At 44.2% G+C, this 12,656-nt stretch carries 15 protein-coding genes; 13 read left to right on the plus strand and 2 right to left on the minus strand.

The window, feature by feature from the left end; all coding sequences use genetic code 11:
- Positions 1–45 precede the first annotated feature (45 nt).
- Together Q4B79_RS02765 and Q4B79_RS02770 are read left to right on the plus strand one after the other, a co-directional pair.
- A complete protein-coding gene (locus Q4B79_RS02765; protein WP_303084899.1) occupies positions 46–447 on the plus strand; it encodes a type II toxin-antitoxin system HicB family antitoxin in 402 nt (133 codons plus the stop codon).
- 114 nt (positions 448–561) lie between these two features.
- Entirely contained in the window at positions 562–1,506 is a 945-nt protein-coding gene (locus tag Q4B79_RS02770) for a LysR substrate-binding domain-containing protein (RefSeq protein WP_303084900.1), read from the plus strand.
- A gap of 94 nt (positions 1,507–1,600) precedes the next feature.
- On the opposite strand, the gene Q4B79_RS02775 is transcribed toward Q4B79_RS02770, so the two are convergent.
- Entirely contained in the window at positions 1,601–1,900 is a 300-nt protein-coding gene (locus tag Q4B79_RS02775; protein WP_303084901.1) for an HU family DNA-binding protein, read from the minus strand.
- Between the two features lie 267 nt (positions 1,901–2,167).
- Here Q4B79_RS02775 and Q4B79_RS02780 point away from each other — a divergent pair, with 267 nt between their 5' ends.
- From Q4B79_RS02780 to fdx, 10 genes are all read left to right on the plus strand, one after another.
- Complete coding sequence (locus Q4B79_RS02780; protein ID WP_303084902.1) at positions 2,168–2,863, plus strand: hypothetical protein; 696 nt, start codon at positions 2,168–2,170, stop codon at positions 2,861–2,863.
- Between the two features lie 271 nt (positions 2,864–3,134).
- Positions 3,135–3,632 (plus strand): Rrf2 family transcriptional regulator, encoded by a 498-nt coding sequence (locus Q4B79_RS02785; RefSeq protein WP_303084903.1) that lies wholly within the window; start codon positions 3,135–3,137, stop codon positions 3,630–3,632.
- Positions 3,629–4,852, plus strand: coding sequence for an IscS subfamily cysteine desulfurase (locus Q4B79_RS02790; protein WP_303084904.1), 1,224 nt, complete (start codon positions 3,629–3,631; stop codon positions 4,850–4,852). Before Q4B79_RS02785 ends, Q4B79_RS02790 begins: the two co-directional genes overlap by 4 nt.
- 12 nt (positions 4,853–4,864) lie before the next feature.
- Positions 4,865–5,620 carry a transporter substrate-binding domain-containing protein gene (locus tag Q4B79_RS02795; RefSeq protein ID WP_303084905.1) on the plus strand — a complete coding sequence of 252 codons (756 nt, stop codon included), beginning with the start codon at positions 4,865–4,867 and terminating at the stop codon, positions 5,618–5,620.
- 57 nt (positions 5,621–5,677) lie between these two features.
- Entirely contained in the window at positions 5,678–6,061 is a 384-nt protein-coding gene (gene iscU / locus Q4B79_RS02800) for a Fe-S cluster assembly scaffold IscU (protein WP_303084906.1), read from the plus strand.
- A 121-nt stretch (positions 6,062–6,182) separates the two neighbouring features.
- Positions 6,183–6,986, plus strand: coding sequence for a transporter substrate-binding domain-containing protein (locus Q4B79_RS02805; RefSeq protein ID WP_303084907.1), 804 nt, complete (start codon positions 6,183–6,185; stop codon positions 6,984–6,986).
- Between the two features lie 101 nt (positions 6,987–7,087).
- Complete coding sequence (gene iscA, locus Q4B79_RS02810; protein WP_303084908.1) at positions 7,088–7,408, plus strand: iron-sulfur cluster assembly protein IscA; 321 nt, start codon at positions 7,088–7,090, stop codon at positions 7,406–7,408.
- Between the two features lie 3 nt (positions 7,409–7,411).
- Complete coding sequence (gene hscB, locus Q4B79_RS02815) at positions 7,412–7,954, plus strand: Fe-S protein assembly co-chaperone HscB (protein ID WP_303084909.1); 543 nt, start codon at positions 7,412–7,414, stop codon at positions 7,952–7,954.
- A gap of 324 nt (positions 7,955–8,278) precedes the next feature.
- Entirely contained in the window at positions 8,279–10,138 is a 1,860-nt protein-coding gene (hscA, locus tag Q4B79_RS02820; protein WP_303084910.1) for a Fe-S protein assembly chaperone HscA, read from the plus strand.
- A gap of 40 nt (positions 10,139–10,178) precedes the next feature.
- Positions 10,179–10,520, plus strand: a complete 342-nt coding sequence (gene fdx / locus Q4B79_RS02825; RefSeq protein WP_303084911.1) for an ISC system 2Fe-2S type ferredoxin — start codon at positions 10,179–10,181, stop codon at positions 10,518–10,520.
- A gap of 49 nt (positions 10,521–10,569) precedes the next feature.
- On the opposite strand, the gene Q4B79_RS02830 is transcribed toward fdx, so the two are convergent.
- Complete coding sequence (locus Q4B79_RS02830) at positions 10,570–11,268, minus strand: ABC transporter substrate-binding protein (protein WP_303084912.1); 699 nt, start codon at positions 11,266–11,268, stop codon at positions 10,570–10,572.
- A gap of 350 nt (positions 11,269–11,618) precedes the next feature.
- Here Q4B79_RS02830 and fba point away from each other — a divergent pair, with 350 nt between their 5' ends.
- Positions 11,619–12,656 (plus strand): class II fructose-bisphosphate aldolase, encoded by a 1,038-nt coding sequence (gene fba / locus Q4B79_RS02835; protein ID WP_303084913.1) that lies wholly within the window; start codon positions 11,619–11,621, stop codon positions 12,654–12,656.

The following is a 12,656-nucleotide window of genomic DNA, read 5'->3' on the forward strand; positions in this document are numbered from 1 at the left end:
CATTTATGCAAGAATAGGAAAGTTTATTTTAAAGGTTTACTTAGCATGAAACTCTTTAATGTTGCCATCAGACAAGAAAACAACACCTTCCACGCTCAGACACCTGACATTCCCCAAATTCATATCACAGGCAACAGTATAGCCGACACCATTGATAAGGCTCGTGCTACCCTCATAAACCACCTACAACATCTTGCAGACACCAATCAACCTCTGCCAGACCCCAAGCACATTAACACCTACCTAACCAATCCCAAATTTGCTGGGCAAACATGGGCGGTCATCAGCCTAAACTCTCTGCTTTTTGACAATCAACAAAAATCCTTCACTCTACATCTGCCACGCTCCCTACTTACCCAAATCCAAGCAAAGGTCGGTTATAGCGAACATGACGTTGAGCAATTTATTTTGACAACCATTGAGCAGACACTGGCACAAAGTGACTAATCAAATATTCCACATTGGCATTTTGTTTTTCTTTTTGGATATTTTATTTTTTTATTTCAAGTCTTATAATGACGACACTTTTTTTATTTTGCATGGCAAAAATAAGGATGCGTCATGGCAATCGATGTGGTCATTAACCAAAAACACCTACAAATTCAACTAAAACAACTAGAAACCGTGTGGCATACTGTGGTAAACGGCTACAACCTAAGCCAAGCCGCTGAGCTTCTGCACACCAGCCAATCCAGTCTATCCAAGCAAATATCCGCCTTAGAGCATCAGCTAAAAACCGATGTCTTTACCAGACAGGGTAAACGCCTCACAGGGCTTACCCCCATTGGTAAATCCTTACTTCCACACATTGAGGCGATTTTTGCCGAGATTCGCACCATCGAAAATCTCAGTCTTGATTTTAATAACGCCCAAGAAGGCACGCTGACGGTCGCCACCACACACACCCAAGCACGCTATGTGCTACCTGCCATCGTCAAAGAATTTTTACAAAAATTCCCCAAAGTTAATCTTGTGTTAAGGCAAGCTGACCCTGAGACCATCGCCCAAATGGTTATTCGTGGACAAGCAGATATTGGTATTGCCACCGAAAGCCTGCTTGCCAACAACGTGCTACGCTGTCATCGCTACTACGACTGGTCGCACGTTGTCATCGTCCCAAAAAATCATGAACTTGCTCAGTTTGCAGGCGTGGTTGATGGTGTGGATTTGCCCAACCTAGCCAGTTTCCCTATTGTTACTTATCATGGTGGCTTCACAGGGCGTGGCAGTATCGACAAAACCTTTGAAAATGCAGGGCTACAACCCAACATCGTGCTAGCCGCCCTTGACTCCGATGTGATTAGTACCTATGTATCAGCAGGGCTTGGCGTGGGGATTGTCGCTCAGATGGCGTATGACCCAAAAAGCTATCCTGAACTGGTTGCCATTCCCATTTCTTATTTTGGTAAATTTACCAGCTGGATTGCCGTGCGTGATGACAGCGACATTCGTAAATTTGGCACAGAATTCATCAAGCTATGCCAAGCTCAATTTGATAAATTCTAGCCAACGTAATTTCATATTAATTTTCTAAAAACAAAAAAGACACGCTGATTGGCATGTCTTTTTTGCGTAAGTCCACTTGGGTATCGTTGGTAAATTATTTTTTACCTTTTTTGGTGTCAGCAGGATTTACGGCATCTTTTAGACCCTTACCCGCTTTAAAGCCTGGAACTTTGCTGGCAGCGATAAGTAGAGGCTCGCCAGTTTTTGGGTTGCGACCAGTGCGAGCAGAACGCTCTTTAACACTAAATGTACCAAAACCCACCAAAACCACATCATCGCCACGTACTAGGGCATCTTGAACGCTAGATGTAAAGGCGTTAATAGCTTTGGTTGCTTGGTCTTTGGTAAGACCTGCTTGACTGGCTACGGCATCAACTAATTCTGATTTATTCATGATTTATCCTCATGTGGTTGATAAAGGGGAGTGAATTTACACAGGTAAACCCAAAATGCAAATTCTAAGCAATCGCTTATTTGTCATGCATTTTATAGAGGTAGCACCGATTTTACAAGAGGGTTTGGCAAAATATTTTTATTTTTTAACAAAAATCCTGATAAAATCACTTTTTTATACCAAAAATTACCTGATATGACATTCAGATGGTTTACTTTTTTCGCCCAAAACCTTATCATTAGCATTATTTTTACATGTAGCACAAGAATGACTGACCAAACCAAATTCACAAATAAACCCACCGAACCACAGCCTAGCTACCACACCAAAGAAGCAGATGGTAGCGTCTCTCGTGGTATTTTGAATATTTTACTGGTATTTTTGGAATCTGCCATTACGCTCATTTTGCGTTTTGATCCTACCTTGCGTCAGCTTGCCTATCCACTTGCCACACGAGGTACGGTGGTTTGCATTCGCACCTATTTGCCTCATGTGCAGTTTTATGCCACCTTTGGCTATCGTGGTGTACTGCTTGATGACCGCTTACCCACTCACAAAGATACGCCCGACATGACTGTGAACGCATACAGTTTTCAGCTCATTAACGCCATAACCACCCATAGTTCTGGTAGCGTTGAATCCCTACAAATTCGTGGTAGTCAAGAAGATGCACACGACTTTAAGGCATTTTTAACTCAACTGGGCGTAGGTGGCGTTATCCATAATTTGCTCAAAAAATTCAAATCCAAACCAGCACCCACCCCAGAAGAAAAAGCCCAAAAGCAAGAAAATTACAAAGCAAAAATCACCGAACAATCCGCTCGCATCGACGAGCTCACTCTACACAACCACAGACTAAGCACTGCTCTTATTGAAACCAAAAACAAACAAAAAACCACACTGATTGCACTGGTGGTTGCCTCTGTCATTGCATTGGTTGCTGTCATCATGCATTTTATATAATCACAAACGCCTCAAAAAAACACCTTGTTCATGCCAAAACCACCGCCTTAGAGCGACTTAAAGTGCGGTGGGTTAGGCATAACAACCCATGCAACACACAATCCAACCCTCCTTTTGCCCCCATCAAAAACCGTGATAAAATTTTTTAAATTTAAAATTAAGCCCGTTTGATTAAAAACAAACTTGACTACCCAACTAAGAATTTGTATAATACACCTCACACATTTACCCATGCCTATCCTACTAGGCTAGGCAATTTGGAAGTATTATTATGCGATTAACTACTCGTGGACGCTACGCAGTAACCGCCCTTGTGGATTTGGCTGTACAAGAGAGTCGCCATCAAGGAGCTGTGTCATTATCAGACATCGCAAGGCGTCAGTCCATCTCCGTCTCTTATCTTGAGCAGCTTTTTGCCAAACTCCGCAGAAAAGGTATTGTGAACAGCGTTCGCGGTGCGTCAGGTGGATACCAGCTTGCCAAGCCCTTAGATGAGATTAGTGTTATGCACATCATCACAGCCGTTGACGAAAGCCTCAACGCCATGCAATGCGGCGGTAAAGGCGATTGCCAAGACGGAGCGATGTGCCTTACCCACGATTTATGGCATGGATTATCTCATCATATTGAGTCCTACCTTAGCAATATCACGCTTGATGATCTGCTAAATAGTAAGAACACCCTGAGCATTACTGAGCGTCAAGCACAAAAAACCCAAGACAAACCCTCACACATTAACACCGTTAATTTCTTAGGAAGACAAGCATGAGCCAAAGTTCCCTCATTTATCTAGATTACGCCGCCACCACCCCTGTCGCCAAAGAAGTTGCTGATAAGATGGTAAACTACATGACCTTTGATGGGGTTTTTGGTAACCCTGCCAGTCGTTCGCATGGTTTTGGTTGGCAAGCCGAAGAGGCGGTAGAAAATGCCCGCTTGCAAATTGCCGAAACGGTCGGGGCGGATAGCCGTGAAATCGTATTCACCAGTGGTGCGACCGAGTCCGATAACCTTGCTTTAAAGGGCGTGGCACATTTTTACCACGAAAAAGGCAAGCACATCATCACTTCCAAGATTGAACATAAAGCCATTCTTGACACTTGCCGTCAGCTAGAAGAAGAAGGCTACGAAGTAACTTACCTAGAACCACAACACGCCACAGGCATCATCACCCCTGAGCAAGTAGCAGAGGCGATTCGCCCCGACACCATTTTGGTCAGTCTGATGGCGGTCAATAATGAGCTTGGCACAGTAACTGACATCGCCAAAATTGGTGAAATCACCCGTGAAAAAGGCGTGTTGTTCCATGTGGACGCTGCTCAAGCCGTTGGTAAAATCAAAATCAACCTAGAAGAACTTAAAGTTGATTTGATGAGTTTTTCTGCTCACAAAATCTATGGTCCTAAGGGTATCGGTGCGTTGTTTGTTCGCCGTAAGCCTCGTGTGCGTATCAAAGCTGAGCAGCACGGTGGCGGACACGAACGAGGCATGCGTTCTGGTACGCTTGCTACGCACCAAATCGTGGGTATGGGCGAAGCCTTTGCTTTGTCAGTACAGCGTTTTGAGGAAGACCACGCCCACATCACTCGTCTGCGTGACAAGCTGTGGAATGGTCTACAAGGCATTGAAGAAATTTATCTTAACGGTAGCTTGGAGCAAGGCATCCCCAATATCTTGAATGTGAGCTTTAACTTCATCGAGGGCGAAAGTCTCATGATGTCGCTCAAAGACTTAGCGGTATCGTCTGGCTCTGCTTGTACTTCAGCAACCTTAGAGCCTTCTTATGTCTTGCGTGCGATTGGTCGCCCCGATGAGCTGGCTCACTCGTCCATTCGTTTTAGTATCGGTCGCTATACCACCGATGAAGACATTGACCGTGTGCTTGCTCAAATCACTGATGCGGTAAACAAACTTCGTGAACTGTCGCCCCTTTGGGATATGTTTAAAGAAGGCATTGATTTTAGTAAGGTTGAATGGCAAGAACACTAATAGGGAAATGATATGAAACATTTGGCATTGACCGCATTGTTGGCAGGTATTTTGGCAGGGTGTGCCACGCACGCCCCAACCCAAGCCCCTACTTTGACCTATGATGTGGTGTCTGATTTGGATTATGTGCCTTATATTTATAAGGACGAGAGCGGAGATGTTGTTGGTTTAGAAGTGGACATTTTGACTGCCATTGCCAAAAATCAAGGCTTTGATGTGCGTTTTGTACCTAGCATATGGGATACGCTCTTTGATGACATGACTAAACACAATGCCAAACTTGCCCTAAACGGCATGGCGGTCGTTGATGTTGATGACAAGCTCGCCACGCCAAGCGACAGCTATATGCAATCGCTTGACTGCATGGCAACAACCAACCCAGCCTACCTAAATAACTGGCAAAGTCGTTCTATGGCGGTGGTGTTTGAAGGCGAGATTGCCAACAACCTACTAGAAGCAGGTATCAAACCCAGCCAATTTGTCGAAGCTCCAACCCAACAAACCGCCCTAAAAATGGTTGGCGACAATCAGGCAAATCTAGCCATGGGCGATTGCACGGCACTGCGTTATTATATCAAGCACGAACCTATGCTACAAAATTACCGTTTTGTGGTGCAAGAGCTACCCAATTCGGACGACCCAAAAAATTCACAGCTTGTTTTTGGTGTTGCCAAAAATCCTGCTTTGATACAACAAATCAATGACGGACTTGCCACGCTTAGACAAACAGGCGAACTTGATAAAATCAAACAAAAATGGGGTCAATAACCCTACTAACTTATCAGCCAAATATTGCCAAGCAATATTAGCAACTCGGAGACCATTATGGCATACTCAGACAAGGTCATTGACCATTACGAAAACCCCCGCAACGTGGGCAACCTAGACAAAAACGCCAAAAATGTTGGCACAGGCATGGTGGGTGCTCCTGCCTGTGGCGATGTGATGCGTTTGCAAATCCAAGTGGGCGATGATGGCATCATTGAAGACGCCAAATTCAAAACCTATGGCTGTGGCTCAGCAATTGCGTCAAGCTCGCTGGTTACCGAATGGCTAAAAGGCAAAACCCTAGACGAAGCCCGTGCCATTAAAAACCTAGACATCGCCAAAGAATTGGCATTGCCTCCTGTCAAGGTGCATTGCTCAGTGCTTGCCGAAGATGCAATTAAGGCAGCGATTGATGATTATCAATCCAAAGCGACTGCCTAATCAATAAGATGAGGCTTATTCATGCAGTCAATGATAACGTCCCATTTCCTATTGCATTAACAAAATTAAATGACTTTTAAGCATTAATTAAACATTCACGTCACACAAGGGAGGATAGCAAATGATTATTCATCGGTTATTTAATAAGCGTACCGCTGCTGTATTGATGAGTATGGTACTGCTAAGTGCCTGTGGGAACGATAAAACAAGCACCGCCCAAAACACAGAAGTGGCCAAAACAGATGTGCCGATGACTGTGCTACGTTTTGCTACCGAAGGGGCTTTTCCTCCCTACAACTACACCAATGAAGATGGCTCTTTGGGGGGGTTTGATGTGGATATTGCCAATGCTATTTGCGATAAAATGCAAGTCAAATGCGAAATCAGTGCCCAAGATTGGGATGGTATTATCCCTGCCCTAAAAACAGGTAAGTACGATGCGATTATCGATGCACTATCCATCACGCCAGAACGCCAAGAACAAGTGGATTTTAGTGAGCCATATTACTCCAATCCTTTGGTATTTGTCGCAAAAAAAGACAGCAATTTTGACCCTACCAATCCAGATGACATCAATAACAATACCATCTTGGCTCAACGTGGCACCATCGCCGTTACATGGATGGAAGAAAACCATCCCGATGCCAAATTGCTGCTCCAAGACACGCTAACCAATTCCTTTTTGGATTTAGCAGCAGGTCGAGCGGCAGCTACTGTGGTAGATAGATCAGCTGCCAACACTTGGATAAAAACCGAAGTGGGCAAGGACTTTACCATTAAAGGTCCAGAAATTAGTTTTAATGACAGCGTTGCTATTGCCATCAACAAAGGCAATCCCCAATTACTTAGTAAAATCAATAATGCCCTTGCCGAAATGAAGGCTGATGGCACTTATGATGAAATTGTTACCAAAAATAATTTTTAAATTAACCCAAAATCGTAAATCATGATTTGGAGTATTGTCAAATCAGCAATATTCCAAATTAGATTTTACAATCATTTATTCTCGTTAATCAAGGTGTCGCTATGATTACTCTGACAGAGCAAGCAATTACCCATGTCAAAGATTTTTTGGCAAATCGTGGTTCGGGCGTAGGCATTCGTGTCGGCGTACGCACGGCAGGGTGCTCAGGTCTTGCCTATGTGCTTGAATTTGTGGACGAGCCCAATGACACCGATGAGCGATTTGACAATGACGGTGTGAGCGTGTTTTGCGACCCCAAAAGTTTGGTGTATTTAAATGGCTTGCAAATGGACTACGTGACCGAAGGGCTAAACTCTGGTTTTAAATTTACCAATCCCAACCAAACAGGCGAGTGTGGTTGTGGCGAATCCTTTACGGTGTAAATCATGGCTCAATTAACCAATCATTTTTTTGACTTATTTGGCATGCCTGTGGCGTTTGACATTGACCAAACAGCCTTAAAAAACACCTTTTTGCAATTACAAAAACAGCATCACCCCGATAATGCCGATGATAAACTCAAAGCCGAGCAAAATACTGCTTTAATCAATCATGCTTATCAAATTTTATCTCGTTATGACAGTCGTGCGGTATATTTGCTCGAACTTGCCAATATTGGTTTTGATTCGGATAAATCCATTAGTGATGAAGGTTTTTTAATGCAAATGATGGAATATCGTATGGCATTAGAAGACGCAGATTTTGATAAAGATGATGAACAAATTAAAGACATTGGCGGACAAGTCAGTCAGTTATTATTAAGTACCGCCAAAACATTTAATGAGAGCTATCAAAATCAAGATTGGCAAAATGCCCAAATACACGCTCAAAAACTTAAATTTTTGACCAATTTACATCAAGATTGTGTTGAAAAATTAAATCAACTTATAACACTTACAACCAATGACGATGATGAGTTATATGTGTGATTTTTATCATACAATTTAAAAATACAACAGATCATCAAATGTATCATACGCCATTGTAGATTTGATTTTTTATGTTGTACCATTTTAAAAAATAGTACTTAATATTTAGTTTTATTTATTTTATTAAAAACCCAAACCGCCAAAAATTTTAACCAATAAGAACCAAATTATGCAAAGGTGTCTATGACGCACCATAAAAAGCCCAAGTCTTAAAGGGTGCGTGGTACGCACCTTACGATTGCGGTATTTTTAAAATTCATCAGCATAGTTTGTTAAAAATATGTTAAAATTTTAGCCCATTTTAAAAGATTAAAAAATATTGCCATGTCCCTACTTCAAATCAGCGAACCCAACCAATCCGCCAAACCCCACCAACACCGCTATGCCTTAGGCATTGATTTGGGGACGACTCATTCATTGGTGGGCGTGGTGCGGTCTGGGCGAGCTGATGTGTTGCCTTTTGGCGATACACCACTTTTGCCAAGCGTGGTCTATTATGGCGAAAAATCAGACACGCCTGTGGTGGGTAAGCTCGCTTTGGATTATAACGACCCCACCAACACCATCATTTCCGCCAAACGCTTTATGGGGCGGTCGCTTGCTGACATCAAATTTAGCCACCCTTATCAGTTGGTTGGGACGGACGGCATGATGCCTGCTTTTGTAACGGCACAGGGCGAAAAATCCCCCGTAGAGACTTCGGCTCACATTCTTGCCAAGCTCTACAACCACGCCAAAGCCAGCCTACCGCCCAACAGCATACAAGGGGCGGTGATTACTGTGCCTGCGTATTTTGACGAGGCTCAACGCCAAGCCACCAAAGATTCTGCGACCAGCATTGGGCTAGAAGTCTTGCGACTCTTAAACGAGCCAACCGCCGCCGCCATTGCCTATGGGCTGGACAAATCCGCCAAAACGGGTACTTATTTGATTTATGATTTGGGCGGGGGGACTTTTGATGTCTCGCTCCTTAGCCTAAAAGATGGCGTGTTTGAAGTGCTTGCCACAGGCGGAAATTCGGCATTGGGCGGTGATGACATTGACCGTTTGATTGCTAACTTTTTTATCAAATCGGCAGGGATTGACCCAAAAACGGTGGACAATGCCCAAAAAGCAACCCTTGCCAAACTTGCCAAAAGTTATAAACAAAAACTTTCCGAACGCCAAGCGGTGTCCGTAGATGTGGAAATTAACGGAACGCCCTTTACCACGATTTTGACAAGTGAAACCTTGACCCAGATTTGTGAGCCTGTCATTCGCCGAACGGTGCAAATTTGTGAGCAAGTGTTGATGGACGCACGCCTTGACAAAACCGCCATTGATGAAGTGGTGCTGGTTGGTGGTTCAACCCGTATGCCAATCATCAAGCAAGCGGTGCAAGCCTTTTTTGACAAACAGCCCCTTTGCTCCATCAACCCTGATGAAGTGGTGGCATTGGGGGCAAGTCGTTTGGCTCATCAGTTGATTCATAAAGATGATAATAATCTACTCCTACTTGATGTTACACCCTTGTCATTGGGCTTGGAGACGATGGGCGGACTGTGTGAAGTCATTATCCCACGCAACACCCCCATTCCTGTGGCTCGCCGTCAGACCTTTACCACCCATACGGACGGTCAAACGGGCATGGTGATTCATGTGGTGCAAGGCGAGCGAGAGACGGTGGCGGATTGTCGCACGCTTGCCAATTTTACCTTGACGGGCATTCCACCGATGAAGGCAGGCGTGGCAAGGGTGGAAGTTACTTTTGCGATTGATGCCAATGGACAGCTGACTGTCTCAGCCATGGAGCAAACCACCAAAGTTGCCAGTAAAATTGATGTCGTGCCAAGTTATGGACTGAGCGAACGACAGCAAGAAGAGCTATTAAAAGCAGGCTTTATCCACGCTAAGGCTGACAAAGAAAAACGCATGCTGATTGAAACGCAAGTAGAAGCCGAACGAGAACTTTTGGCATTACAATCAGCACTTGTGGAATTTGGCGAATTGCTTGATGATACCGCCAAAGCAAGCCTAAGCGACAAAATGACCGCCGTTAGCTCTGCCATTGCCACCAATGACAAAGCGGTGCTGGATAAGGCGGTGAGTGAATTAAAACCCTTGTCGGATAATTTTGCGTCCATCATCATGAACCAAAATGTCAAACAGGCACTTGCTGGCACTAAGGCGAGCGATTGGCAATAATTGCTTAACCCACCCATGTTAAATAATAAGTGAAACAACTATGGTAACAATCACCGTACTTCCCCACCACGAAATCTGCCCAGAAGGGGCAACCGTTGAGCTAAACGCAGGCGAAAACCTGCTAGAAGGCTTGCACGAACAAGGCATTAACATTGAACACGCTTGCGACTGCTCAAAGGCGTGTACCACTTGCCATGTTGTCATTCGTCAAGGTTTTGACAGCCTTGAAGAAATGGACGACATTGAAGCCGACCTACTTGACCGTGCATGGGGGCTAGAACCCAACTCTCGTCTGTCGTGCCAATGTATTGTCGCTGATGAAAATCTGACCGTTTATATTCCCAAACATACGCTTAACCATGCCAAAGAAGGGCATCATTAAAGTTGACACAAAAAAGACTTAGAAAACTCTAAGTCTTTTTTATCGCAAATTATTGATTATTTGCTTTTGCTGCTGGTAGTTTTTCAGGGGCGCCACCAAACCATTTCTCATAAATCTTTGCATAAGTGCCATCAGCAACGATGTTAGCAAGTCCCGCATTGACTTTATCCATCAACTCAACCTCAGCTTTTGGGGCTATAATAGCCATCTCATAAGGTTCAAAATTGCCCACAATCTTAAAATCCACATCTGGGAACTGTTTAGCATAATAACGCAGCACGCCCTCTTCTCCCATTACTGCATCTACCCCACCTTGAGCCAACTCTTTAAATGCGAGGAAATCCGATGGTCTTTGAATAATATTTGAACTACCCTTACCCATGACCATTTCTAATTCCTCAACATAAGGGCTATTCATGAGCGTGGATACTTTCCTCCCTGACAAATCCCGAATATCAGCAATGGTCGTATTGTCGCCCCTAACGCCAATAGCATCTTTTCCCCACATGTAAGTTTCGGAAACCGCATATTTAGCCATACGCTCCTCACTTTTGTAAAAGCCTGATAAAACAAGATGGTTTTGGTCGTTATCCAAACCCTTTATGAGAGCATCCCAACTTTGGGGAATAACATCAACATTAAACCCCTGATTTTCGGCAATCGCCTTGATAATATCCACATCAAAACCTTGAGCATCCCCCTTTTCATCTTTAAAATCATAAGGTGGATAGCTGGCATCAGTACCCACGATGTAACTTTGAGCATTTGGCAATGTAGCAGATGCTATTTGTTGTACATCCGAAGTTAATTCACTTCCTGATGGGGGGGGGCAGACTCTTCTTTACTACATGCCACTAAAAATGATACAATCGCTGGCAGTAGTACGGCGAATTTTACTCGTCTCATGAATTGATTCATTGCATTCTCCAATAATAAGTGGTTTACCTGCAACGTCTTTCGACTGTAGCGTATTCATTGTAACACATTTTGATATCATAGAAAATCTCACACTCTCTTAAAACAATGCAAATCTTTTATGCTTTTTGAGTAATTTTTTGATATAATTTAGCGAAATTTTTAGCAATGATGGAGCTTTTTATGGCACTGGTTTCCCTACGCCAACTTTTAGACCATGCAGGCGAGCATGCTTATGGTTTGCCCGCCTTTAACGTCAATAACTTAGAGCAAATGCGTGCCATTATGATGGCAGCCGACCAGACAGATTCTCCCGTCATCGTCCAAGCCAGTGCAGGGGCGAGAAAATACGCAGGAGCTCCATTTTTACGCCATCTTATCTTGTCCGCCATTGAAGAGTGGCCTCACATTCCTGTGGTCATGCACCAAGACCACGGCACAAGCCCAGCCGTGTGCCAACGTTCCATTCAGCTTGGTTTTAGCTCGGTCATGATGGACGGCTCATTAAAAGAAGATGGCAAAACTCCTGCTGATTATGATTATAACGTGGGCGTAACCCGTGAAGTTGTCCGCATGGCTCATGCCTGTGGCGTATCGGTAGAAGGCGAGATTGGCTGTCTAGGTAGCCTAGAAACAGGCATGGCAGGCGAGGAGGACGGCGTGGGTGCAGAAGGCGTGCTTGACCACAGCCAACTACTCACTTCGGTAGAAGAAGCCCGTCAGTTTGTGGCGGATACAGGTGTGGATGCGTTGGCGATTGCGGTCGGTACTTCACATGGGGCATATAAATTCACTCGTCCGCCTACTGGCGACATTTTGGCGATTGACCGCATCAAAGAAATTCATGAGGCTCTGCCAAATACCCACCTTGTCATGCATGGTTCATCAAGTGTGCCACAAGAATGGCTAAAAATCATCAACGAAAATGGTGGTCAAATTGGCGAAACCTATGGCGTGCCTGTTGACCAACTGGTAGAAGCGATTAAACATGGCGTACGCAAAATCAACATTGATACCGATTTGCGTTTGGCAAGCACAGGGGCGATTCGTAAATTTATGAACGAACACCCAGCCGAATTTGACCCACGCAAATACCTACAAGCGTCTATCATCGCCATGAAAGACATTTGCGTACAGCGTTATGAAGCCTTTGGTTCGGCAGGTAACGCCAGCAAAATCCGCCCAATCAGCCTTGAAAAAATGGTGGAATATTATAAATAA

This window comes from Moraxella sp., assembly GCF_030525845.1.
GTDB lineage: Bacteria > Pseudomonadota > Gammaproteobacteria > Pseudomonadales > Moraxellaceae > Moraxella.